The sequence below is a fragment of the Phyllobacterium sp. LjRoot231 genome (assembly GCF_964253365.1).
Lineage (GTDB): Bacteria > Pseudomonadota > Alphaproteobacteria > Rhizobiales > Rhizobiaceae > Phyllobacterium.
Genome location: NZ_CAXUQT020000001.1, coordinates 3,163,102 through 3,186,758 on the forward strand (window position 1 = coordinate 3,163,102; position 23,657 = coordinate 3,186,758).

At 56.1% G+C, this 23,657-nt stretch carries 19 protein-coding genes and 1 pseudogene; 10 read left to right on the forward strand and 10 right to left on the reverse strand.

Annotated elements, in window-relative coordinates:
* The first annotated feature begins 311 nt into the window (after nucleotides 1-311).
* The 3 genes from ACSQ3H_RS15600 to ACSQ3H_RS15610 are packed head-to-tail and all read left to right on the forward strand — an operon-like array spanning nucleotide 312 to nucleotide 4,920.
* Complete coding sequence (locus ACSQ3H_RS15600; RefSeq protein ID WP_436117890.1) at nucleotides 312-1,703, forward strand: HlyD family efflux transporter periplasmic adaptor subunit; 1,392 nt, start codon at nucleotides 312-314, stop codon at nucleotides 1,701-1,703.
* 48 nt (nucleotides 1,704-1,751) lie between these two features.
* On the forward strand, nucleotides 1,752-2,948 hold the full coding sequence (locus tag ACSQ3H_RS15605) for a hypothetical protein (protein WP_436117891.1): 1,197 nt from the start codon (nucleotides 1,752-1,754) through the stop codon (nucleotides 2,946-2,948).
* 7 nt (nucleotides 2,949-2,955) lie between these two features.
* Entirely contained in the window at nucleotides 2,956-4,920 is a 1,965-nt protein-coding gene (locus ACSQ3H_RS15610) for a glycosyltransferase family 2 protein (RefSeq protein WP_436117892.1), read from the forward strand.
* A gap of 34 nt (nucleotides 4,921-4,954) precedes the next feature.
* Here the strand turns inward: ACSQ3H_RS15610 and ACSQ3H_RS15615 are convergent, their stop codons facing one another.
* Genes ACSQ3H_RS15615 through ACSQ3H_RS15635 form a run of 5 tightly spaced genes read right to left on the reverse strand, consistent with a single transcriptional unit; the run spans nucleotide 4,955 to nucleotide 9,858 of the window.
* A complete protein-coding gene (locus ACSQ3H_RS15615; RefSeq protein ID WP_436117893.1) occupies nucleotides 4,955-6,352 on the reverse strand; it encodes a dipeptidase in 1,398 nt (465 codons plus the stop codon).
* Nucleotides 6,349-7,107 (reverse strand): SDR family NAD(P)-dependent oxidoreductase, encoded by a 759-nt coding sequence (locus ACSQ3H_RS15620; RefSeq protein WP_436117894.1) that lies wholly within the window; start codon nucleotides 7,105-7,107, stop codon nucleotides 6,349-6,351. Before ACSQ3H_RS15620 ends, ACSQ3H_RS15615 begins: the two co-directional genes overlap by 4 nt.
* Complete coding sequence (locus ACSQ3H_RS15625; RefSeq protein WP_436117895.1) at nucleotides 7,104-8,129, reverse strand: ketopantoate reductase family protein; 1,026 nt, start codon at nucleotides 8,127-8,129, stop codon at nucleotides 7,104-7,106. The genes ACSQ3H_RS15620 and ACSQ3H_RS15625 overlap by 4 nt, the downstream gene beginning before the upstream one ends.
* A complete protein-coding gene (locus ACSQ3H_RS15630; RefSeq protein WP_436117896.1) occupies nucleotides 8,126-8,827 on the reverse strand; it encodes a creatininase family protein in 702 nt (233 codons plus the stop codon). The genes ACSQ3H_RS15625 and ACSQ3H_RS15630 overlap by 4 nt, the downstream gene beginning before the upstream one ends.
* Nucleotides 8,828-8,841: 14 nt before the next feature.
* Nucleotides 8,842-9,858 carry a GntR family transcriptional regulator gene (locus tag ACSQ3H_RS15635; RefSeq protein ID WP_436117897.1) on the reverse strand — a complete coding sequence of 339 codons (1,017 nt, stop codon included), beginning with the start codon at nucleotides 9,856-9,858 and terminating at the stop codon, nucleotides 8,842-8,844.
* Between the two features lie 175 nt (nucleotides 9,859-10,033).
* On the opposite strand from ACSQ3H_RS15635, the gene ACSQ3H_RS15640 reads away from it, so the two are divergent.
* From ACSQ3H_RS15640 to ACSQ3H_RS15665, 6 genes are all read left to right on the forward strand, one after another.
* Nucleotides 10,034-11,611 carry an ABC transporter substrate-binding protein gene (locus tag ACSQ3H_RS15640; RefSeq protein WP_436117898.1) on the forward strand — a complete coding sequence of 526 codons (1,578 nt, stop codon included), beginning with the start codon at nucleotides 10,034-10,036 and terminating at the stop codon, nucleotides 11,609-11,611.
* 83 nt (nucleotides 11,612-11,694) lie between these two features.
* The gene (locus tag ACSQ3H_RS15645) at nucleotides 11,695-12,633 is read left to right on the forward strand and encodes an ABC transporter permease (RefSeq protein ID WP_436117899.1); all 939 of its coding nucleotides are present in this window, start codon (nucleotides 11,695-11,697) and stop codon (nucleotides 12,631-12,633) included.
* Complete coding sequence (locus ACSQ3H_RS15650; protein WP_436117900.1) at nucleotides 12,630-13,481, forward strand: ABC transporter permease; 852 nt, start codon at nucleotides 12,630-12,632, stop codon at nucleotides 13,479-13,481. Before ACSQ3H_RS15645 ends, ACSQ3H_RS15650 begins: the two co-directional genes overlap by 4 nt.
* Nucleotides 13,478-14,482, forward strand: a complete 1,005-nt coding sequence (locus tag ACSQ3H_RS15655; protein ID WP_436117901.1) for an ABC transporter ATP-binding protein — start codon at nucleotides 13,478-13,480, stop codon at nucleotides 14,480-14,482. Before ACSQ3H_RS15650 ends, ACSQ3H_RS15655 begins: the two co-directional genes overlap by 4 nt.
* The gene (locus ACSQ3H_RS15660) at nucleotides 14,479-15,513 is read left to right on the forward strand and encodes an ABC transporter ATP-binding protein (protein ID WP_436117902.1); all 1,035 of its coding nucleotides are present in this window, start codon (nucleotides 14,479-14,481) and stop codon (nucleotides 15,511-15,513) included. The genes ACSQ3H_RS15655 and ACSQ3H_RS15660 overlap by 4 nt, the downstream gene beginning before the upstream one ends.
* Nucleotides 15,514-15,523: 10 nt before the next feature.
* Complete coding sequence (locus tag ACSQ3H_RS15665; RefSeq protein WP_436117903.1) at nucleotides 15,524-17,029, forward strand: carboxypeptidase M32; 1,506 nt, start codon at nucleotides 15,524-15,526, stop codon at nucleotides 17,027-17,029.
* A gap of 6 nt (nucleotides 17,030-17,035) precedes the next feature.
* On the opposite strand, the pseudogene ACSQ3H_RS15670 reads toward ACSQ3H_RS15665, so the two are convergent.
* Nucleotides 17,036-17,110 (reverse strand): annotated as a pseudogene (locus tag ACSQ3H_RS15670) (SixA phosphatase family protein); the annotation flags it as partial.
* 143 nt (nucleotides 17,111-17,253) lie between these two features.
* Between ACSQ3H_RS15670 and ACSQ3H_RS15675 the strand changes: the two are divergent.
* Nucleotides 17,254-18,825, forward strand: coding sequence for a CHAD domain-containing protein (locus tag ACSQ3H_RS15675; protein WP_436117904.1), 1,572 nt, complete (start codon nucleotides 17,254-17,256; stop codon nucleotides 18,823-18,825).
* Nucleotides 18,826-18,862: 37 nt separating this feature from the next.
* On the opposite strand, the gene ACSQ3H_RS15680 is transcribed toward ACSQ3H_RS15675, so the two are convergent.
* From ACSQ3H_RS15680 to ACSQ3H_RS15695, 4 genes are all read right to left on the reverse strand, one after another.
* Nucleotides 18,863-19,267, reverse strand: coding sequence for a helix-turn-helix domain-containing protein (locus ACSQ3H_RS15680; RefSeq protein ID WP_436117905.1), 405 nt, complete (start codon nucleotides 19,265-19,267; stop codon nucleotides 18,863-18,865).
* Between the two features lie 120 nt (nucleotides 19,268-19,387).
* Nucleotides 19,388-20,821: an ISNCY family transposase gene (locus tag ACSQ3H_RS15685; protein WP_436117906.1), complete on the reverse strand. Its 1,434-nt coding sequence runs from the start codon at nucleotides 20,819-20,821 to the stop codon at nucleotides 19,388-19,390.
* A gap of 129 nt (nucleotides 20,822-20,950) precedes the next feature.
* Complete coding sequence (locus ACSQ3H_RS15690) at nucleotides 20,951-21,964, reverse strand: IS30 family transposase (protein ID WP_436117907.1); 1,014 nt, start codon at nucleotides 21,962-21,964, stop codon at nucleotides 20,951-20,953.
* A 119-nt stretch (nucleotides 21,965-22,083) separates the two neighbouring features.
* A complete protein-coding gene (locus ACSQ3H_RS15695; protein ID WP_436115277.1) occupies nucleotides 22,084-23,517 on the reverse strand; it encodes an ISNCY family transposase in 1,434 nt (477 codons plus the stop codon).
* Nucleotides 23,518-23,657: the final 140 nt, after the last annotated feature.

Consider the following 23,657-nt stretch of genomic DNA (forward strand, 5'->3'; position numbering starts at 1 on the left):
ATAGTGTCTAAATACAATTGCGTATTGCGAAGTGTAAGCATATTTGGGATCGTTGGTGACAATAGAGGGGGAGTATAAGAAGACGGCGGGAGGAGAAAAAAGGAAGGAAACATAGTTCAAGGATCTCTTTAACGGAGTGAAAAACTATGGTTTCGCGGCCCAACAATCTTGCAAACGGAAGACCAGCTTCTGTAAAAATAGCTTCTTATGGCGTTCTCGGTGTACTCGCTACAGTATTCACGTCATCGGTCTTGCCGCCCGTATTCACTTCCACGTCTGTGAGAGCAGTCGTTAATGCTCCGGTGTCGTCATTGACCTCCCCGATCAACGGGACGGTGACGAGTATCACTGGCAAGAAAGACGATTCCTACGAAGGACCCATCGCGACGGTCCAGAACGAACGTGTGGACCGGTCCACTTTGATCGGACTTCAGGTCGAGTCGAGTTCGCTACAGAATGAACTTCTGCTCAAACAATCCAATCTGGATGTTCATCTTAACAGGATAAAAGATCTTGAGGCTGAACTGGCCGTACAGCAGCAGGCTTTGATAAACCGCTCTGATAACGTGTTACGCGATGCCCAGGTTCGCTTGAATCTTGCCACCATTTCCGCTGAAAACGTGAAGGCATCTGCCGCCCGCAAACTGGGCTTGGTTTCCAAAGGGTTTTCACCCGGTACGAAAGATGAGCTTCTGAACAGAAACAAGCTGGAAGATGCCAAAGTCGAAGCAGCAAAACTCAAGGTCGATATATCGAGCGATGATCTTCGATTTGCCCAACGTGGCATCTTTGTCGGCGACAACAATCAGTATTTGCAGAATTTGCAGAATGAAATCCGTGCGCGGCGAGCGGATGTCTCTCAGATCAGCATGCAGAACGCGTCGATCAAGACGCGTCTTGAGGAACTGCAAAGCCTGACGCAGGCGGAGAACCGTCGCATCGGTATGATGTCGACAGCAGACGTTTCGATTATGAAATCCGAAAAAATATATAAAACCGTAGCGCAGGTCGGCAAGCAGGTGAATGCGGGTGATACCCTAGCTCAGGCCGTTGACTGCAGGGAAGCGTTTGTTGTTGCAATCTTTTCCGAGCGTCAGGCGCAGGCACTGGGAGTAGGGGCAAAAGTCGTGGTCGAATCAGACGCATGGTCCTCGCCGGTCTCAGGTCTGGTAAGCCGGCTCCTCCCTCGCACCACGGATCGTGTTGATCTCGACTTTGCAGTTCCCTTCCCCCCAACGGAACGACGCGAACTCTATGCCTTCATAACTCCGGAAAAATCGACGCCGGAGGAGGCTGCCGAATTCTGCTCGGTCGGGACATGGGTCACCGTGACGCGGCAAAGCGATTGGGTCGAAAAGACTAGTTCCTACGTGAACGGAGCGACCGCGGTGCTTGGGAACCAAGTTGAAAAGTTGGAATTGGCATTCCTGCGGGAAGGATCAAAGCTCGGTGACGTCAGCACGTATATTTCGGGCAAAGCGAATGCCGCCGAGCCACGCCTTCACACAGAACCTGTGTTGGTAGCGGATGAAAAAACTGGTTCCGTTCAAGAACCGGAGAAGTCGGCGTGTCTGTTAAGCAAATGCCAAGCCACGGACTATCTGTTCGACCATGGGTTAGTGCGGGATTCGACGCCGTTCCTGCACGAACGAGTTGTTGCGGATAGCGGAACGCAAGCCGTCTTTAATACGAGATGGAATTAGCCGGTGTTCAAGCGGGGGGCCTTGGCCTTTTGCGCCGCGATGATTTGCATGTTAGCCGTTACGGGCAGTCATGCAGACAATCGCGCCGCGGGATCGGCTTTGTGTGCGGCTTTGGCTCGCCTGCAGATAGAGGAATCGCTTGGCAAAGCGCAAGCAATGTTTTTTCCGAGCTACCTGCCGTCGAGTGCGGGGCCACCGTTGCCAGCCGCTCTGCAAAACACCGCGTTCGTCTATGATAATTCCCTGGCGGCAATGGCTTTCCTGGCGTGTGGCGAGATTGAGCGTGCCAGGTCAATCGGCGACGCGTTGATTGTTGCCGGTGGAAAAGACCGCTTTTACACCGACGGGCGGCTTCGCAACGCGTATCGAGCCGGGCCAGTGACTGATACCCCGGCACTGCCGGGGTGGTGGGATGACCGCTCCAAAGTTTGGGCTGAAGACGAATATCAGGTCAGTACCGCCTCAGGGAACGTCGCCTGGGCCGCACTGGCGCTTCTTCAGCTTCATGAAAAGACCAAGGAAGCGAGATATCTCGAGGCAGCGGAACGTCTGGCGGCTTGGCTCGATCATTTGCGGGGCGATGATGCTCATCCAGGAGTGGCTGGGGGATATTACGGTTTTGAGCCGAAGACCTCGCGTATTACGTGGAAATCCACCGAACACAACATTGACATCCTGGCTGTGGCCCGATGGCTTAGCATGATCAGCGAAAACCCCCGGTGGGACAGGCTGGCGGAAAATACGCTGCAGTTCGTGGCCAGCATGCGCGACGACGAGAGCGGCTTTCTCATCGGTACAGACTTGACCGGAAAAGCAGTCCACAGCACTGACTTGTGGTTGGACGTGCAGATATGGCCTTTTCTGGTATTACCCAAATCGCAGCGACCCGCCGAATGGGTCGGAACAATTAGTCTCATGGATACAAGGTTGGCTGTCCCCGGCGGCTACGATTTCAATGGCGACCGCGATGGTCTCTGGATCGAGGGAACCGCGCAGGCAGCGCTGCTCTTCCAACAGGATGGCGAGCAAAAGCGCGCATCGGACTTGATCGCAAGCATCCTGGAAAACGTCGATCCGCAATCCGGGTGGCTGTATGCGACATCCGGCCCGCCGCTTTCAACAGGGCTGACAGTCGGGGCGATGGGGCAGGGCGGCGCGTTCACGTATCAGCACTGGCCGCATCTGGGTGCGACCGCATGGGCCGTGATGGCTGCAATGGATTTTAACCCCTTCCGGCCCAACTGAGGTACGCATGTTTTTCAACATCAACGACGATGTGTCTAGTGTACTGCTCTTCGATCTGGGGATTGGACTCCTGTTCGTCGTATTCTCAAGGTTGGCACACCGGGACAGGTTGATTGATAGAGCGCTATTCGGAAGCGCCACCATCCTGTCGCTTGTGCTCTACATTTCCTGGCGATGGCTCGACACATTGCCTGACCTTGAGATGACCGGGGCAAGCATCTGGGCCTACTTCTACTTTACGTTCGAAGCCATCTCCGTGGCCTATGCGCTTGGTTCAGTTTTTATCTTGTTCCGCTCAACCGATTGGACTGCTGAAGCCAATGATGCCCAGCACCAACTGGCGGTTGCAGGTCAATATCCCTCGGTCGATGTATTTATCTGCACGTATAATGAGCCGATCAATATCCTCGAAAAATCCGTCATCAGTGCCGGATCGATGAATTATCCAAGCTTCAATGTGTATGTCTGCGACGACACGCGCCGCCCTGAAATCAAAGATTATTGCGATCAGATTGGTGTCGGCTATATCACACGATCCGACAACCTTCACGCCAAGGCGGGCAATCTCAATAACGCCCTCGCGCTTACGAATGTTACGAAGAATCCGTCCGATTTGATCATGGTACTTGATGCAGATTTCGCCCCGCAGGAAAATTTCCTGCTACGTACAGTAGGGCTGTTCAGGAACGAAGAGATAGGCGTTGTCCAGACACCGCAGTTCTATTTCAACTCGGATCCGATACAGCACAATCTTGGCATAAGGTCATCGTTTGTCGATGATCAGCGGGTGTTCTTCGACACTTTTCAACCAGCGAAGGACGCAGTGGGGTGTGCTTTTTGCGTCGGCACCAGTTTTGTCGTCAGGCGCTCGGCCTTGAATGAGATGGGCGGATTCCCGCATGAGGCCCTATCCGAAGACATGTTGCTGACCTATCGCCTGATGGAACAGGGTTATGTGACGCGGTGGTTGAACGAAAAGCTGAGTGTCGGTCTGTCGGCGGAGGGAATTCCGGAATATATAACCCAGCGGACCCGCTGGTGTCTGGGAACCATCCAAATCGGACTTCTGAAAGATGGACCTTTGTGGCGCGGCCGCTTTACCCTGACCCAGCGTCTCCACTACATCCATGGCCTTCTCAGCTGGCTATCGAAACCGTTTATCCTTTGCATGCTGTTTGCTCCATCGATTTACTGGCTGTTCGACGTGACGGCTATCCAGGCTGATGAGCTGGTATTCATGAAATACGGGATATCGGCACTTCTCGTATTCTGGAGCTATTCATCGTGGATTTCGGACCGGCGGACCTTGCCGTTTTTTACGGAAGTGACACACGCCATTACCGCCCTTCCTATCACGATCGCGCTTTTACAAGCAGTTCGTAAACCATTCGGGCGGCCGTTCAAGGTTACGGAAAAGGGTGGCGACAGGTCAAAAATCCGCATTCACGCGCCAACGGCAGCGTTTTTCGGTATTGTTACCCTACTCTCCGCGTTCTCGATTATTTCGACGGTATTCGTCTGGAGCTCACCGATCGAGTTCTCCGAACGCGATTGCCTGAACCTAGTGTGGTCGGCATTCGCCATGCTGATCGGATTCGTCAGCCTTCTCGTTTGTATAGAACTTCCAAGGTTCGGGCAGGAGGAGCTCATCAATATCCAGATGCAGTCATCGCTGCGCGCCGCAGGCACTGTGCGCGATATCCAGATCGAAGCACTATCAACGCAGCACGTTCTGATCGAGGGGGTGGAGCTGTCCGGCGTTGAAGACGAGGCAATATTCGTCAGCGGGATTGGGTGGGTAAAAATCGAGGTCGACACGTCGATGCCGCCAAACTGTTTCAAGATACTGCCAAGTTTCCAACAGCGGAACGACATTCTTCGGACGCTGTTCCGCAAAGCACCCGACAATGTAGCAAGCGTGGGAATGTTAGGCAGATCGATGATCAGGTTGTGCAAGCGGGCGCTGTCCTGACGACGTTGATATCTAGTTCTGCGCGGTGTCAAGTTCACCGATCAGCGTGCTCAAGCTTTGGGTGGTCAGCAAGCCGGCCCAGCAATCGAGCCCACGCGAGAAGGCCTATGCGGAAATTGGACAACCGCAAGAATTCGTTCGGTGCGTGATAGTCCTCATCCGATGTCGAGAACGAAAAAAAGATCGCTTCCGCACCGAGATGTTTGCGGAATGCAGTGCCGATCGGAATGGTTGCGCCCATGGCAACGCGCAGCGGCTTGCCACCAAGCAATTCGCTAAGAACGTCTTCCGCAGCAAGGAGACCGGGCAGATCAGGATCGACGGAAAAGGCCTCGCTGCCTGGTCCGTGCCGTTCGATTTGCAGGCTGTAGCCAGCGGGCAGATTGGTTTCCAGATAGCGGGTGATAGCCTCGATCACTTGATTGGGCTTCTGCCCGGCGACCAGACGGCAGGTGATTTTCACACTGGCGGAGGAAGGGATGACAGTCTTCGTCCCCGGGCCTTGATAACCACCGAAGATGCCATTGAACTCGAGCGTGGGTTCCAGCCACTGCCGCACCAGAAGCTGGCTGCCGTTCTCGATGGGATCGGGTTTGGGCGAACCAATGTCGCGATAGTAGGCGTAGGCGTCGAAATCTGCTGCATCGATGGCCGTGAGGATAGCGCGATCCAAGGGTTTGGCACTCTCCAGGAAGCCCGGTACCGACACGCGACCGTCCGCATCGTGCAGTGATGCAAGCAACTTTGTCAGCGCCCGGATCGGATTTGGCGCACTGCCGCCGTGGCGCCCAGAGTGCAAATCCTTCGCAGCACCGTTTAAGGTTACATCGAGCGCTGCCATACCACGGCTCGCGACCGTCATCGACGGACGGTCCGGCCGCCACATGGCACCATCTGCCGAGACAACGAGATCACTTGCAAGTCGACCTCGATTGCGCTCGAGGGTCGTCTCGAAATGCGGGCTGCCGGATTCTTCCTCGCCTTCGATCAATATCTTGAGATTGACCGGCAGGCTGCCTTCAGTCTTCAAATAGGCCTCAACGACCAGGATCGGGATCAGCAACGGTCCCTTGTCGTCGGAAACGCCGCGGGCGTAGAGTCTGTCATTGCGTATGGTCGGCTCGAAGGGCGGCGTCAGCCATTTATCGAGCGGATCCGGCGGCTGCACATCATAATGTCCGTAAACCAGGATGGTTGGTAGCGACGGATCGGAGATGACCTCTCCGTAAACGGCAGGATGTCCGCCCGTATCCAAGAGTTCCACGTTAATGAAGCCTGCCTTCTTCAGACGATGCGCCACAAATTTGGCCGCCTCCAGGATACCCTCACGAAAAGCAGGATCGGTGCTGACGCTGGGGATACGGCAGAATGCTTTCAAATCCTCCAGCGCTTCATCGTAATGTTCGATAAGGTATATCTCGACTCCGCTCATTTACCGCCATCCACGCTGATGACCTGACCGCTGATCCACTCGGCATAGTCCGATGCAAAGAACAGGACCATGCTGGCAATGTCTTGCGGTTTGCCCAGCCGCTTGAGCGCAATGTTGTTGAGGAGCCGTTGCTGACCATCGGCACCCATCGCCTCCCACTGTCTTTCGGTTGTCGGGTTCGACAAGACAAAACCGGGAGCAACATTGTTGACTGTGATGTTCCACGGGCCGAGTTCATGCGCGAGTTGCCGCGTCAGTCCGATCTGACCCGCCTTGGCACTGGCATAGGCCTGTATTCCCGTGAGCGAAATGCCGAGCCCAGCACCGCTGGAAATGTTTATGACGCGGCCGAACTTCTGTTTTTTCATCGCGGGCGTGACAGCTTGCGTCATAAAGAAGGCGCCTGACAGATTGACGTCGAAAATTGTCCGCCAGTCGCTTTCAGAAATCTCTTCAATGGGACGGCCGACTTGTCCCCGTACGCCGCCAGCATTGTTGACCAGAATATCGACGTCGCCATCGGCAGCCTCGATTTTTGCAACGGTTGCCTGAACGGCGTTCCTGTCACCCACGTCCAGCGCGTGCGCAGCCGTCGAGGCCCCACAAAGCGCAACGGTTTCGGCAAGTCCGGCTTTATTGATATCGCAAACATGCACGCGTGCACCGCGGCTGGCGAATGCCTGAGCGATCGCACGACCGAAGCCGTGGGCCGCGCCCGTGACAATGACGGTTTTTCCGCTGAACTCGATGTTCATGCTCCGATCTCCGCATCAGCGAGGAGATCGAGATTGACGAGGTCGAGCTGACGGGTTCCAGCTTCGATCTCATGGATCAGTTCAACGACCCGAGCAGCCAAAGGTGTCGGTACGCCGAGAGAACGCCCCACCTCGACGACTGGACCTACCTGCGCATCTACCTCTGTCTTGCGCTTGCGGATGGCAAGGTCGCGCCAAATGCCGGAATGCGACTTTGTCGAACGGCGGTTGTGAATCACCATTTCGTCGAAGGAACGCGCTGTCTCTGCCGTGGAGGCCGTGGGCGCGAAAGCCACGGGGTCGAAACCGTCGAAGGCCTCAGGAACCACGCCCTTGGCATTGGCGACCGCACCGACTTCCAGCGCGAGTTTTGTCAGGATTGGCCGGTAGCGCTGATTAGCCAGCACATCTGCAATACTGTCATTGGTGAGGGCGGTGCCGAAGAGCAGCGTGCCGTAGATCAACTTGCCCCAGAGATAGCCCCAGATATTTTCCGTCAAAATTGCTTTGGGCTCGAATTCCTTCATCAGGGCATAGATCTGCTCGATGCGCTTGGTTTTCTTTCCGTCGAGTTCTCCGACGACGACCGCTCCATGGCCGCTGTAGTGCACGACACCCGGCGCCAGATAATCAGCACCGAAATTGACAAAGCACCCGATGACGCGATGTTCGCCTATGACCTTGCTGATGACGGTTTCATTAAGGCCGTTCTGTGCAGACACGACATATCCGTTCTCGGCCACATGCGGCAGCAGTGCTTTCGCAGCAGCTTCGGTGTGGTGGGCCTTCACGCAAAGAAAGATGCGATCGAACTTGCCCTTCAGGTTTTCAGGCACAAAAGCCTTGGCCTTCACTGTATCCTGAAAGATCGGCCCATCGATTCTCAATCCCCTTTCGTTGATTGCGGCGACATGGTCGGCTGCATTGTCGACGAGGATGACGTCGTGTCCGGCCCGGATGAAAGCCGCTCCAAGAGTACCGCCGATAGCGCCGGCGCCCCAGATGAGGATCGGCCCGCTCATGCCCATGGTCCTTCAAGCAGAGCGCGGGTTTCCTCAACAGCTACGTCCCAGATTGCCTGCATCTCTTCATCCGGACGCTCATAGTAACCGCCAAAATTGCCATCGCCGAGATAGGCCCTGACACCGGCCGGATCCATTACCCGCATGCGTGCGAGATCGATCATCGGTTTCTGTTGCGTGGGCAATTGTGTGCCCGGCAGCCGCGTCCAGGGAAAGTTTTCCATCCATGATGCATGAGATGCGATCTTGTCGATCTCCTGTACCTTTGCAAAAGTTGCCGGTGCATTCCACCAATTGTGAAACTTCACCGCCATGCCCGGATTGTCTGCCATCCATTCGATCGCAAGGCTTCCCGCCGGCTGGTTGCCGCCGTGGCCGTTGACGATGAGGATGCGGCGAAAGCCTTGCGCCTTCAGCCCATCCAGAATATCGCGAACAATCCGCACATAAGTTTCGAGGCGAAGGCTGATTGTGCCGGGATAGGCCATGAAGTAAGGCGTGAGGCCATAGGCGATAACGGGGAAGACCGGAATACCAAGCGGCTCCGCTGCATCGGCCGCGACTTTTTCCGACAAAATGGAATCGACTGAAAGTGAGAGCTGAGCGTGTTGTTCCGTGCTTCCCAGCGGAAGAATGGCGCGGTCGTCGGTGCGAAGATAAGTTTCGATTTGCTGCCAGTTTGCTTGTGAAACTTTCATGGTGTTTCCCTTCTTTATTTATCCATGCTGGCTACACGTTTCGGCAACGCATTTTCAGGGGCCGATGATGGAAGTCCGCCTGCTGCCCGGATAATGGGCAAGATTACCCGTTCGATGTCGGCAACATCCGGCGCGTGGCGATATTCGATCGCCTGGGCTCCGGGACGGAGCCGCCCGCTGACTTCTTCTGCGCCCGAAGCGAAGATGACGACGCTGGAATGCGCGACAATGTCATCGAGCCCTGGTGTTTCAAGGGTCGCTCCCACAATTTCGCTGACATGCGGCGCAAATCTTTGAACACCTGCTTTCATGATGGGCAGAAAGTCAGGAAAACGTGACACAACCGCGATTGAGGCCAGTGAATCGAGCGAGGCTAGCGCCATGCGGGTCTCTTCGGAAGGTGTGAAGCTGATCGTGACAACCTTTGTATTCGGTACCAGCGCCGCCACTTCCCGGTGCCGGTTGGCAAAGGTTATCGCAAGGTCAGCTGAGTTCGCACGGCCCCGGATCTCTCGATCACGCTCGATTGCCGAGATCGTCAGCGGTTCCACGGTCACACCCCTTCCGAGACGGGCGGCAATGAAACGCGCATAGCTTGCGGTTGCCTCGGGAAACAGTCCAATCATGACTATTCGCATACGTTGGCCAAGGCTTTCGCGGTAGAAGACCCTGGAACTAACCAATGAGACGAACTCGGCAGATCGAATGCCAAGGGCCCGGCTTTCCTCTATCAACGCATCGATATGACGATGCAAATTCGACTGGTCCGAACGGCCGGCGAGTCGTGCCTGCAGACTGTCCGTTACAAATGTACCGGATCCCGGGCGTGCGTCGATCAACCCTTCTGCTTTCAGATCAGCATAGACCTGGCTGACCGTCATCGGCGCCACGCCGATCTTCTCCGCAAGTTCGCGCACGGAAGGAAGAGCTTCACCCGGAAGCAATTCACCGCAGGCGATGCCATACTCTATGAGCCCATGAAGTTGTGTTCGGAGGGGAACCGGCAAATCGCGGTCGATAAAAAATTCCATGAACCCAGTCTTTAGCTGTTCTAACAGGCTATTACGATTATACCGTGCTCCGCCCAATCGCAAGTCTGGGTTGAGGCAAAGAATGATGTATAAACTGTTGACAGGGCAGAAGGCACGTGAAATCGTTATATCCAATAAGAACAGTTATACGGTTCACAATAAAAGGGGAATACGAATGAAAAAGATCGCCAAGGCGGCTCTTGCCGCCGTATTGCTCGTCGGTACGAGCCTTTCGGCGTTTGCCGTGGAGAGGGGTGGTGTGATGACGTATGGACGTTACGCCGACAGCCTCTTTCTCGATCCGGTGCTCAACGACGCCAATGTGGATATCTGGATTCTGTCCAATCTCTACGACACGCTACTCCTCCCCACTGATAATGGGAAAGGGGTTCAGGCCGGTCTTGCTACCGAGTGGAAAGTCGCCGATGACGGGATGAGTGTAACCCTTACATTGCGTGACGGCATCCAGTTTTCCGACGGTTCGCCGATCACGCCAGCCGATGTAGCATGGTCGCTGAAACGCGCCGCGAATAAGGATAATGGCATCTGGAACTTCCTGGTGAGTTCAATTGAGGATGTCACGACGGAGGGGGACAAGACTGTCATCCTGAAGTTGAAGCATCCAGATCCAGCCATCCTCGCTGCACTTACCGTTTTCAACACGGCGATTTTGCCACAGAAGATTTTCGAGGCATCAACTGGAGCGACGGACGCGGACAAAGCGAAGGCTTTCGCCGAACATCCGGTCGGTTCTGGCCCATTCGTGTTGCAATCCTGGGATCGCGGATCAACAATGAAGCTGGTGCGCAACGAGCATTACTGGGGCAAGGGCGAAGACGGCAAGCCATTACCTTACCTTGACGGCGTCACCTTCGAGGTCCTGCCCGATGACGCTACCCGTATCTTGAAGCTGAATTCCGGTGAAATCGATGGGGCGGAATTCATTCCCTATTCACGCGTTGACGAACTGAAGTCAGCCGGCAATCTTAATATGGAACTGTTTCCATCGACGCGCGTGCAGTATGTCACCATGAATGCGCGGCCGCAGATCAAGGGCAAGGACAATCCTCTGTCCAATCCAAAAGTGCGGCAGGCAATGAATTATGCCGTCAACAAGGACGCCATTATTGCCATCGTAACACATGGCGTCGGCAAGCCGTTGACCTCCTATATGTCCTCGGCCACGCCGATGCACACCGGCGACAAGCCGCTCTACGTCTACGATATCGAAAAGGCGAAGGGTCTCATGAAGGAAGCCGGGTTCGAGAAGGGTTTCGACACGAGTATCCTCGTTTTGGCAGGAAATCAGGACGAGGTTGGTATCGCGACTGCCTTGCAGCAGATGTGGGCGCCGCTTGGCATCAAGCTTGAGCTGCAACAGGTGGACAATGCCACCCGCACTCAACAATATCGCGATGGCGTTTTCACAATGCGTGAAGCTGCGTGGACGGACGATATTGCCGATCCGAACGAGATAACGTCCTACTTCGTTTATTCGCCGACTATCGATGCACTGCATACCGGTTGGAAGAACGAGGAGTCGGACAAGCTGTTCGATGCATCGCAGAAGGAAATCGATGCTACCAAGCGTGCAGCCCAATACGCCCGGATTCAGGAGATCTATAATGCCGAGGGGCCTATCGTGCCGCTCTACGAGACACCTTATCCTGTGGCGTTGAGCAAGAAGGTGCATGGTTTCTTGCAGATACCGCTTGGCAACAATTTCTTCGGTCGTGCGTGGCTGGATAAATAGGAGTTTCAAGTGCGTGCCGCGGGTGATTGAGATGTCACCCGCGTTCATTGTTGATACTCATGCAAAACATCGGGAGCGGCGCATTGCCACTTTTCAGTTTCGTTCTGCGTCGCATTCTCCAAATGATCCCGACGGTGGTGTTTATCCTCGTCGTCACATTCGTCCTGGTGAGGCTTCTGCCAGGTGATCCCGCAAGCGCCATGCTCGGCGATCGTGCGATTGATGCCGACGTTGAGCGCATCAATGCCAGCCTTGGGCTCGACAAACCGATCCCTGTTCAATTCCTGTATTTCGTAAAGAACGTCCTCACCGGCGATCTCGGTACATCAATCGCACTGAAGCTGCCTGTGATGACCATCATTCTCCAACGCTTGCCGGTAACGCTGATGCTGACCTTAATGGCGGCGCTGCTGGCTCTCATTATGGCCGTGCCCTTGGCTTTCCTTGCAGCACTAAAGAGGGAACAGACCGCTGATGCCGTCATTCGCGGCACATTTCAGGTCGGGTTGTCGATGCCGGTTTTTTACGTCGGCATCCTGATGTTGACTGTGTTCGGCGCAACGCTGAAGTGGTTCCCGGTCGGTGGTTATGGCGAGACATTTGGCGACAGGCTCTATCATCTGTTCCTGCCGGCTCTGACGCTGGCGTTCAGCTTTTCTGCCGTGCTGATGCGGAACCTGCGATCTTCCATTATCGGCGTCATCAACGCCGAATATGTCGATTTCGCCCGCGCCAAAGGTCTGCGCCCCCGCATCATCATGCTCAGGCATGTCTTACGCAACGCGCTGATTTCTACCGTCACCCTGTTCGGGCTGCAAATCGGCACGCTGCTTGGCGGTGCGGTGATAACGGAAACTGTTTTTGCCGTGCCCGGTGCTGGGCGGCTGATGATCGAAAGTATCTACGGTCGTGATTATCCGATGCTACAAGGGCTGACAATCGCGCTGGCGGTTCTGGTCTCGCTTACGTTCCTCGCGACGGACATTTTCCAGGCCTGGCTTGACCCAAGGATCGCTCGATGAGCGCCTTCAGCGAAGGAGTTGGCCTCTCGCTGAGATTCACGCGGCCTGTGTTGCCGCGTACCCTCGTTTGGGGAATCATCATTCTGGGTATCAGCCTGCTCATCGCATTCTTTCCAGCACTTTTTGCCCCGTATGATCCCATTGCCTTCGACTACAACGCACTGCTGAAAGGGCCGAGTCCGGCACATCCGTTCGGAACGGACAGTTTTGGCCGCGATGTCCTGTCCCGTGTGATCCATGCCTATACGATCGATATGCAGATCGCGGTGTTCGCGACCGTCGGCCCGTTCATCTTCGGAACGATTGTAGGAGCCTATGTCGGCTATGCGGGCGGCCTGGCGGAGGCGATTTTCGGCCGCGTCGTGGATGCGGTCATCACGTTCCCGTTTCTGGTTCTCGTTATCGCGATCGTCTCGGTTCTGGGACCTGGTCTCGGCAATATGTACGTTGCTGTCGGCATTGTCGGCTGGGTGTTCTATGCACGTCTGGTTGCCGCGGAGGTGAAGGTACAAAAGCGGCTCGATTACGCCGATGCAGGGCGGGTCATGGGATATACCCCCATGCGGATTGTTTTCCGGCACCTCTTGCCCAATGCTATTACCCCAGCCGTCGTTTACTGGATGACCGATATGGCACTTGCGATCCTCTTGGGGTCAAGTCTCGGCTATCTCGGACTTGGCGCCCAACCGCCAGCTTCCGAATGGGGCGTGCAGATCGCCGACGGCAAGAACTTCATGAACACAGCGTGGTGGATATCCGTTTTTCCCGGCATTGCCATTGTTATTACCGGCCTTGGTTTCAGCCTTACGGGGGATGGGCTCGCACAACTCCTGAGGGGGCGGCGATGACGACTGGCACTGACATGGAAGTAGGCCTGACTGTTCGCGGTCTGACGACAATTTTCAATACGCCACGCGGCACGGCGCTCGCCGTCGCTGATGTGGATCTGGACGTTGGGCCCGGTGAAGTAGTCGGGTTGGTCGGCGAATCCGGCTCGGGCAAGAGCGTGACGTTGCGCTCGATCATGGGACTCATTCAGGCTCCCGGTCATGTTAGCGGTAAGGTCGAGTGGGGCGGGCGCGATCTGGTGGCTATGCCGGCTGAACAACTCCGGCGTATCCGCGGCAGTGAAATCGCGATGATTTTTCAGGAGCCGATGACCGCGCTCAATCCGGTGCTGCCCATCGGTTTGCAACTCGACGAAAACCTTGTCGCCCATACCAAGCTGAACGCGCGCGAGCGGCGGGCACGGGCGCTGGAGTTGATGAACATTGTCGGTATCCCAGCGGCTGAACGGCGGCTCAACGAGTATCCGCACCAGTTTTCCGGCGGCATGCGCCAACGCGCCATGATTGCCATCGCGCTGGCTTGTTCGCCGAAGCTGCTTCTGGCCGATGAGCCGACAACCGCGCTCGACGTCACCATTCAGGACCAGATTCTGAAACTCCTGCTCGACCTGCGCGACCGGTTGGCGATGAGCGTCGTGCTCGTCACCCATGATCTCGGCGTCATTGCCGGGACCTGTGATCGCATGGCGGTAATGTATGCTGGACGTATCGTTGAGATGGGAACTGTGATCGACGTGTTCAGGCAGCCGCGCCATCCCTATACGCGCGGGCTGCTTGGCTCGGTGCCACGTGCCGGCGCGGTGCGAACCATGCTTTCATCGATAGAGGGAACGCCGCCTAGCCTCACCGATCTTCCGGCTGGATGTGCATTCCATCCGCGCTGCAGCTTTGCTACCGATATATGCAGGCAGGAGCGGCCGCCACTTCAATCGCTGGATAGTAACCGGAAAGTCGCTTGTTTCCATCAGGACCGGGTAGCGGCAGCGGAGGCAATCCTTTGAGCACCGCTATTCCAATCATCTCGGTTGATGGAGTCTTCAAGCAATTTGGCGCTCCGTATTCGCTGATGCGGCGTCTCTCGGGCAAGCCGCCAATGGCAGTGCATGCGCTCAATAATGTCAGTTTTGAGGTGCATCGCGGCGAGACGCTTGGCATTGTTGGAGAATCCGGTTGTGGGAAATCCACTTTGGCACGCTGTCTCGTGCGTTTGCTTGATCCAGACGGCGGCGCTATTCGCTTCGAGGGCAGGGACATCGCAACCTTCCGGGCTGCCGAGCGACGTGCCTTCAACAAGCGGGTGCAAATGATCTTCCAGGACCCCTATGGCTCACTCAATCCGCGAATGACTGTGCGGCAAGTGCTGAATGAAGCTCTGTCCGTACACCGCATGCGCCCCAAGAAGGACATCCCGGCACGTATTGCCGAATTGCTGGACCTCGTGCGCCTTCCACAAGATGCAGCATTCCGCTATCCGCATGAATTCTCCGGTGGCCAGCGCCAGCGCATTGGCATCGCCCGTGCACTCGCAGTAGAGCCGGATGTCATCGTTGCCGACGAACTGGTCTCGGCGCTCGATGTTTCAGTGCAGGCGCAGGTCATCAATCTCCTGTTGCAGCTTCAGGAGCAATTGCACCTGACGCTGATATTCGTCGCACATGACTTGCGCCTCGTACGTCATATCTCGCACCGGGTCGCTGTCATGTATCTTGGACAGATTATGGAAATTGGACCGTCCGAGAGCCTGTTCGCTTCGCCGCGCCATCCCTATTCGAAAGCGCTTCTCGATGCTGCACCTGAACTTGATCCAACACAGCGCTCCAGAGTTGTTGCCGCGCGCGGCGAGCTACCAAGTCCGCTGAACGTTCCACGTGGCTGCCCGTTCGCAAGCCGCTGTCCGTATGTGTTCGATCGCTGCCGCGTCGAAAGGCCAGCACTGACCCGACGTGCGTCAGCGCATCGCGCCGCCTGTCATCTGGCCGATTTCGGCGCCACATCTGCGATACGCGCGGATATGATCCATATCCGAACTTGAGGAAACCCGGATGAGCTTCACCACTTTCGAAAGCGAAGTCGCCAAGGTCAACGATATCCTGTGTGCGGTCAATTTGCTGACATGGGACGCACGCACGATGATGCCGCCTGGAGGCGTCGATGCACGCGGAAAGCAGATCGCGACGCTTGTTGGCCTTGCCCGAGATATCGCGACTGGCGACCGCATGATGAAAGCCATTGAAAGTGCGCGCGCCGATACAGAGGGTGATAGTTTACAGCGTGCCGCGGTGGAACAAGCCGCAGCGTCGATCGATGTGCTTGCGCGCATCCCGGCCAAACTTGTCTCAGCCGCCGCCGAACTCAAGACCAATGCGCAGGCTGCATGGAAACAAGCGCGCAGCGTCGATGATTTCGCCGCTTTCGCGCCGTGGCTCGAACGTACTATGGACATGCAGCGGGAGATCGCCGGGGCAATCGGCTACGACGAGCATCCCTATGATGCACTGGTTTCGACCTACGAACCGGGGATGACCTGGTCGAGACTGCGCGATCTTTACGGCGAGCTGCAAAAGTCGCTCGTTCCGTTGCTCGATGAGGCCAAGCAGATACGCCCAGTGCGCACCGAGATTCTCGACCGGGCCTATCCTGTCGCTCGGCAGCGCGCATTTTCCAGTATGATATCCGAGCGCTTCGGCTACGATTTCAATCGAGGCCGTCTGGATGACACCGTTCATCCGTTCGAAATCTCGTTTACAAGCGCAGATGTGCGCATCACCGGACGTTTCCGCGAGACCTGGCTGCCCGGCGGCCTGTTTGCCGTGTGGCACGAAGCCGGTCACGGGATGTACGAGCAGGGGATCGCCGAGCGCTTCAGCCGATCGGTATTCACGACCGATTTCGTTAATCTCTACGCGGTCGGCGGCACCAGTTTTGGCATGCACGAGTCGCAATCGAGACTGTGGGAAAACCGTGTCGGTCGTTCGCGCCGGTTCTGGGAGCTTCATTTTGAAGAATTGCGCAGCATGTTCCCCGAACAACTTGCGGATGTTTCGGTCGAAGATTTCTGGCGCGTGGTCAATGCACCGCGTCCCAGCATGATCCGGGTCGAGGCGGACGAGCTCACCTATGATTTCCACATCATGCTGCGCTCGGAGATCGAGGCGGGGCTCATGGCCGGAGAAATCCGCGTCAGCGATTTGCCATCCATCTGGCGAGACAAGATGAAGTCCTATCTTGGACTCGATGTTCCGAGCGATGCACTTGGCGTGCTTCAGGACGTGCATTGGTCGTCGGGCATGGTGGGTTCATTCCCCACATATACGATCGGCAACATCATGTCGTCGCAGCTCTTCGCCAGTGCGAAGCCAGTTTCCGGGGTGGAGGAGGGGCTGGATAGAGGCGACTACGCACCTTTGAAGTCGTGGCTGAATGAGAACGTGCATCAATATGGGCGCTCGCGAACACCTACCGAAATCTTGGAGCAGGCAACCGGTTCGGGCCTTACTGTCGCTCACTATATTGCCGATTTGAAACGCAAGGTTGCCGATCTCGCTTAGTCTTGCAAGCGGGCGCTCATGGTCGCCAATGCCATCGGGCCTATCCGATTTGGCATGACGAAGAAGCATTAGCCTGCGCATCATCAGTCTTACCGTACTGGTCCAGATCGCGACTATCGGCCCAAACAAGATATGCTACATGAGCGCTACCAATGCGGGTCACAAGCGATAATATAGGATTGTTTAAGAAACAGGGTCATAGGATGGCTGCGTCGGATCGCAATATGGGGAAGCAAGCAAGCATCAATGGTGTCGATTTGCCTCGGTCTACTCCAGTTGAAGTTGAACTGAAGCTGCGTGCCCCTCCCGGGATGCTCGACCAGATTCGAACCTCCCCCATCATTCTGCAGGCAGCCCGCAACAAGGGCATCATCCGCCGCTTGGAAGCAACGTATTACGATACAACGGATCATCAGCTTTTTCGCGCCGGCCTTTCCCTGCGGGTTCGGCGTAGCGGCAAATACTTCGTGCAAACTATCAAACGGATGTCCGTTGGCGATCCATTGACACGCCAGGAATGGGAAACGCCGGTCGAGATCCTGGCCCCAGATCTTGGTGCGCTGCTAATGTCGGATATCGACGGGATTTTCAACAAGATCGCTGTCGATCAACTCGTGCCGATCTTTATCACCAGAGTACGCCGGCATCGGGTGACCATCGATGTGCCTGAGGGGCAGATCGAGGTCGCGTTCGACGATGGCGTGATAGAGGCCGGATCGCAACGCGAGCCGCTGTGTGAGGTCGAACTCGAACTGAAACAGGGCAGGGCGGCAGCACTCTACCAATTCGGCCTCGGCTTGATGGATGCCTCGTCGCTGTGCCTTGAAACGCAGAGCAAATCCGCGCGCGGCTATGCACTCGCGCTGGGTATTGATCCAATGGCTTTGAAGGCATCGTCGTCAAATCTTGATAGTCAGGACACCGTGGATGAAGGGATCGCCAAACTCCTGTCGAGTTGCCAACAACAGATACTGGCAAATCTGTCTCCAGCAGAAAGCGGTCGCGAATCCGAAGGTGTCCATCAGCTGCGTGTGGCGTTGCGGCGTCTGCGAACGGCCTTGTATTTTTTACGGCGCGAGTTGGAGGCGCCCTCACTGCAGGCGTTTGATGCTGAGGCGAGACGATTCGCACGAACATTAGGACCAGCACGCAACTGGGATGTTTTTACCAACTCAACGCTCGCCGATATCGAGAGAGCAAATCTTCCAGGAATCGAGTTCTCCAAAATGCGCGCCGCGTGCGCGCCGTTCCGGGACCAAAGCTATCATGTGGTGCGTGACAGTATCGCCGATCAACAAACCAACCGTTTTCTTTTGTTACTAGGACTCGTCATCGAGCGGAGAAGCTGGCGAAATGATGTCGCAAGCGACGATCTGCGAACACTCGCCGAACCGCTGAAGAAATTTGCTTCCCGTATCCTTACCCGCATCGAGCGTAAGGCACTCAAGCGCGGGCGGCATTTTCGCCATCTTCGGCCCCAAGCGCGGCACAAGCTGCGGCTCACCTTGAAGAAATTGCGCTACGCCACAGAGTTCTTTTTGCCACTTTATGCAAGTCAGGCATCGACTGGAAAATATCTCAAGCAGCTGTCCCGATTGCAGGATGTGCTGGGAGAAGCCAATGACATCAGAACTTCGCAGACCCTTCTGGCTAATATCCAGGAACGTGCGGAAAGTCCCGATGTGCATCGCGCTCTTGGCGCTGTGACCGGCTGGCAGGGACATCTCGAGATGGCGGGCACCGGCCGGTTGAACAACAGATGGGGCAAGTTCAAACGGACTGCACCATTCTGGTAGTCAAACTGCAGGTAACACGATCCGCAAGAATGCCGCACTACTGCCGGCATACATTCTGCTCCTCGAACTTCTTGCCCCCCGCTGGCTCTAGGGGCACGCAACACAGTGGCACTTTCGGGGCATTCCATCCTCCTGAAAACAAAGAGGGTTTAGCATTTGTTGCAATTGAAAATAGAATGTGCCGACACAGTTTCGGATGCTGATGCAGCTTGCGATACGACCGCCGCCGCTGTTCACAAAGACTTTGCGCTGTCACATGCCAATAACCATCAGCCTGCGGGACTTCCGTGTCATGCCACCAATTGCGTTTGATCTCGCGGTGAACCGTGGACCGGCTGCGGCCAAGAACTGTTGCAATCTGCGCCAATCGAGCCTTGGCTTGTAACATCTGCGCAACGATACGGCGCTCATTCATATTCAATTGCCTGAAACTACGGGGCATTCCATCCTCCTGAAAACAAAGAGGGTTTAGCATTTGTTGCAATTGAAAATAGAATGTGCCCACGCTACAGGTAATGTTGCAACCAAGTAGAAATGTCGCATGTTCTGCAAAGTAGAAATGTCATCCTGACAGGCGCCGAGGCGTGTTGCCGGGCAGGGCGGAGACCTCAATATCGCAGCCCGGACCGGCGACAATAGAGGGAGCACTTGCCACCTGTTCACAGGCTCGGCGCTCAATCATCTGATCAACCCGGCCCTTTTGTCCGGGTGGTTTGCGGCCGCGTTTTTGATAAGCAATGCCCTCGCTGTTGGTCTTCACCTTCGGTGCCGGCAATGGATCCTGCTGAGCCTTGATAAACGACAGCACATCGCCCAGCCGTTTGTTCTCGGTCACCGCTGCATGGGTGACACGCTGATCCTTGTCGAACATCCTGTAGGGCAGGGTTATGCCTTTCCAGCGCATCTCGAGACGGCCGTCGGCAAAGGCGTAAGTGTCGATATATTTGCCGACCAGACCCCGACTGATCTCGTTCTCCTCCAGCATGATGCGCTTGCGCTCATAGGAAAACGCCAGCTGCTCCCCGACGTAACGCTGTTCCCGCTTGCACAGAATGTCGCGCATTCTGTCCGGAACGACATTGAGCGGCCGGTGCAGATTGTTCGGCTTGATCGGAGAAACCGCAAATCGCGCATTGAACCGCTCCGTGAAGCCGTGCAGAAACGCGTTGCCGGCAGTCATATCGCCGATGCCTGCCAGCCGCAGTTCCTTGACCAGACGGTCCTGCAAGGTGCGATTGACCCGTTCGACCCGGCCTTTCGCCTGGCTCGAATTGGCGCAAAGTATCTCAATGCTGAGTTCCGAGAGCGCCCGGCCGAACTGGGTCATGCCCTGGCCGCCCTTGGCGTCCTGCTTGGTAACCCGGAACACCGAGTGCTTGTCGGAGTAGAATGCAACCGGACGGCCATGGGTCTTCAGGTAAAGCTCCAGCGCCGCAAAATAGCTGAAGGCGCTCTCCGAGCGGACAAACAAAAGCTGCATCAGCTTCCCGGTTGCATCGTCGATGAACACAAGCAGCGTGCACGCATCGCCGCGATCCTCAAACCAGCGATGATCGCTGCCGTCAATCTGGATCAGCTCACCGTAATATTCGCGCCGTAGCCGCGGCTGGCGAAACGTCCGGCGCTGCTTGCGCGACAGCCATAAGCCATCATCCGCCATCCACTGGCGCAGCGTCTCGCGCGAAACCGAAAATCCATGCTCACCAAGCTTCTCGGCGGCCAGCGTCGGACCAAAGTCCGCATAGCGCTCCCGGACCAGCTGCAGCGCGAGCTCACGCACGCCGTCGTTGATACGGTTGTTCGACCGCCGGCCGCGGCTGCGGTGCCGAAGTGCCGTCGCACCTTCAAGACAAAATGTCCGCATGATCCGTTGCACCTGACGTACACTCAGCGACAGCACAATTGCCGCTGACGCAATCGTCCGACGCCGCTCAATAACCTCTGACAAAACCTCGATACGATGCAGTTCGCGTTCGCTCATTAAAATCAATCCCAAAATCCGCACCCCAAATCTCGTTGCAACAAGCGAGAAGGTGACACAGCGACGTTTCTACTTTGCAGAAACAGGACATTTTAACTTTGCGGTGTGGGTTCTATTTCAAATGCAACGGCGGGGTGGGGCAGGCTAATCCGGCAGCGATACTATTTCAACAAGCTGCTCCCTGAACACTTCGGTTGGGGTCCTGTAGTCAAGACACTTTCGCGGGGTCGCATTGAGGCGCTCGCATATTGACCTGACCGATTGATGTGGCAGTGACAGGAGATCGGTATCACGCGGCAGGTAGCGCCTCACTCTTTTGTTCATGTTTTCGACAGAGCCTTTTTGCCAGGGCGCTTGCGGGTCGCAGAACCATGCCTTCGTCCCCATCCCGGACTCCAGATCGCGCCAGGACACGAACTCGAAGCCCCGGTCAAACGTGATACTTTGCCTCGCTGAATGCGGAAGCGTTGACAGTTCATTGATCAGACGGCCCATGATCGGTTTCGATTGCCGGTCATTGTTGCGAAACAGGACAGTGTAACGGCTTTTACGCTCCACCAGTGTGGCAATGTTGGCATTGCCGTACTCCTTGCGAAAGATCATCAGATCACCCTCCCAATGTCCAAACTGGCCACGGTCATTGATCTGTGCGGGACGGTGGCGAATAGCCATAAAGTCCGGAAACACAAGACTTCGCGGCCTTCGGGCATAGCGCGGCTTTCGTTTGCGGCGACGCTCGGGCAAGTGACGGGCAAGCGCCTGGGATTGGCCATCTTCAGAATAGACGTAACGATAGATCGTCTCATGGCAGAGCCGGTGTTGACCATCAGGTTCTATCTTCAACCGGCCGGCTATCTGTTCAGGCGACCAGCCGGCTTTCAAACGATCGATGACGACATGACACAGTTGCGGATGCTGATGCAGCTTGCGATACGACCGCCGCCGCTGTTCACAAAGACTTTGCGCTGTCACATGCCAATAACCATCAGCCTGCGGGACTTCCGTGTCATGCCACCAATTGCGTTTGATCTCGCGGTGAACCGTGGACCGGCTGCGGCCAAGAACTGTTGCAATCTGCGCCAATCGAGCCTTGGCTTGTAACATCTGCGCAACGATACGGCGCTCATTCATATTCAATTGCCTGAAACTACGGGGCATTCCATCCTCCTGAAAACAAAGAGGGTTTAGCATTTGTTGCAATTGAAAATAGAATGTGCCCGGCTACAGGTAATGTTGCAACCAAGTAGAAATGTCGCATGTTCTGCAAAGTAGAAATGTCATCCTGACATGCGCCGAGGCGTGTTGCCGGGCAGGGCGGAGACCTCAATATCGCAGCCCGGACCGGCGACAATAGAGGGAGCACTTGCCACCTGTTCACAGGCTCGGCGCTCAATCATCTGATCAACCCGGCCCTTTTGTCCGGGTGGTTTGCGGCCGCGTTTTTGATAAGCAATGCCCTCGCTGTTGGTCTTCACCTTCGGTGCCGGCAATGGATCCTGCTGAGCCTTGATAAACGACAGCACATCGCCCAGCCGTTTGTTCTCGGTCACCGCTGCATGGGTGACACGCTGATCCTTGTCGAACATCCTGTAGGGCAGGGTTATGCCTTTCCAGCGCATCTCGAGACGGCCGTCGGCAAAGGCGTAAGTGTCGATATATTTGCCGACCAGACCCCGACTGATCTCGTTCTCCTCCAGCATGATGCGCTTGCGCTCATAGGAAAACGCCAGCTGCTCCCCGACGTAACGCTGTTCCCGCTTGCACAGAATGTCGCGCATTCTGTCCGGAACGACATTGAGCGGCCGGTGCAGATTGTTCGGCTTGATCGGAGAAACCGCAAATCGCGCATTGAACCGCTCCGTGAAGCCGTGCAGAAACGCGTTGCCGGCAGTCATATCGCCGATGCCTGCCAGCCGCAGTTCCTTGACCAGACGGTCCTGCAAGGTGCGATTGACCCGTTCGACCCGGCCTTTCGCCTGGCTCGAATTGGCGCAAAGTATCTCAATGCTGAGTTCCGAGAGCGCCCGGCCGAACTGGGTCATGCCCTGGCCGCCCTTGGCGTCCTGCTTGGTAACCCGGAACACCGAGTGCTTGTCGGAGTAGAATGCAACCGGACGGCCATGGGTCTTCAGGTAAAGCTCCAGCGCCGCAAAATAGCTGAAGGCGCTCTCCGAGCGGACAAACAAAAGCTGCATCAGCTTCCCGGTTGCATCGTCGATGAACACAAGCAGCGTGCACGCATCGCCGCGATCCTCAAACCAGCGATGATCGCTGCCGTCAATCTGGATCAGCTCACCGTAATATTCGCGCCGTAGCCGCGGCTGGCGAAACGTCCGGCGCTGCTTGCGCGACAGCCATAAGCCATCATCCGCCATCCACTGGCGCAGCGTCTCGCGCGAAACCGAAAATCCATGCTCACCAAGCTTCTCGGCGGCCAGCGTCGGACCAAAGTCCGCATAGCGCTCCCGGACCAGCTGCAGCGCGAGCTCACGCACGCCGTCGTTGATACGGTTGTTCGACCGCCGGCCGCGGCTGCGGTGCCGAAGTGCCGTCGCACCTTCAAGACAAAATGTCCGCATGATCCGTTGCACCTGACGTACACTCAGCGACAGCACAATTGCCGCTGACGCAATCGTCCGACGCCGCTCAATAACCTCTGACAAAACCTCGATACGATGCAGTTCGCGTTCGCTCATTAAAATCAATCCCAAAATCCGCACCCCAAATCTCGTTGCAACAAGCGAGAAGGTGACACAGCGACGTTTCTACTTTGCAGAAACAGGACATTTTAACTTTGCGGCTACAGGTAAGGATCACATAAGATAGATTATGGAACTCTAGTCACACGCCG

What these genes read in the sequence shown, in the direction of transcription:
- ACSQ3H_RS15675 (WP_436117904.1), top strand. Translation starts at nt 17,254, where the DNA reads ATGGGGAAGCAAGCAAGCATCAATGGTGTCGATTTGCCTCGGTCTACT.
- ACSQ3H_RS15610 (WP_436117892.1), top strand. Translation starts at nt 2,956, where the DNA reads ATGTTTTTCAACATCAACGACGATGTGTCTAGTGTACTGCTCTTCGAT.
- ACSQ3H_RS15650 (WP_436117900.1), top strand. Translation starts at nt 12,630, where the DNA reads ATGAGCGCCTTCAGCGAAGGAGTTGGCCTCTCGCTGAGATTCACGCGG.
- ACSQ3H_RS15690 (WP_436117907.1), bottom strand. Translation starts at nt 21,964, where the DNA reads ATGCCCCGTAGTTTCAGGCAATTGAATATGAATGAGCGCCGTATCGTT.
- ACSQ3H_RS15615 (WP_436117893.1), bottom strand. Translation starts at nt 6,352, where the DNA reads ATGAGCGGAGTCGAGATATACCTTATCGAACATTACGATGAAGCGCTG.
- ACSQ3H_RS15665 (WP_436117903.1), top strand. Translation starts at nt 15,524, where the DNA reads ATGAGCTTCACCACTTTCGAAAGCGAAGTCGCCAAGGTCAACGATATC.
- ACSQ3H_RS15680 (WP_436117905.1), bottom strand. Translation starts at nt 19,267, where the DNA reads ATGCCCCGTAGTTTCAGGCAATTGAATATGAATGAGCGCCGTATCGTT.
- ACSQ3H_RS15635 (WP_436117897.1), bottom strand. Translation starts at nt 9,858, where the DNA reads ATGGAATTTTTTATCGACCGCGATTTGCCGGTTCCCCTCCGAACACAA.
- ACSQ3H_RS15620 (WP_436117894.1), bottom strand. Translation starts at nt 7,107, where the DNA reads ATGAACATCGAGTTCAGCGGAAAAACCGTCATTGTCACGGGCGCGGCC.
- ACSQ3H_RS15630 (WP_436117896.1), bottom strand. Translation starts at nt 8,827, where the DNA reads ATGAAAGTTTCACAAGCAAACTGGCAGCAAATCGAAACTTATCTTCGC.
- ACSQ3H_RS15625 (WP_436117895.1), bottom strand. Translation starts at nt 8,129, where the DNA reads ATGAGCGGGCCGATCCTCATCTGGGGCGCCGGCGCTATCGGCGGTACT.
- ACSQ3H_RS15605 (WP_436117891.1), top strand. Translation starts at nt 1,752, where the DNA reads ATGTTAGCCGTTACGGGCAGTCATGCAGACAATCGCGCCGCGGGATCG.
- ACSQ3H_RS15655 (WP_436117901.1), top strand. Translation starts at nt 13,478, where the DNA reads ATGACGACTGGCACTGACATGGAAGTAGGCCTGACTGTTCGCGGTCTG.
- ACSQ3H_RS15640 (WP_436117898.1), top strand. Translation starts at nt 10,034, where the DNA reads ATGAAAAAGATCGCCAAGGCGGCTCTTGCCGCCGTATTGCTCGTCGGT.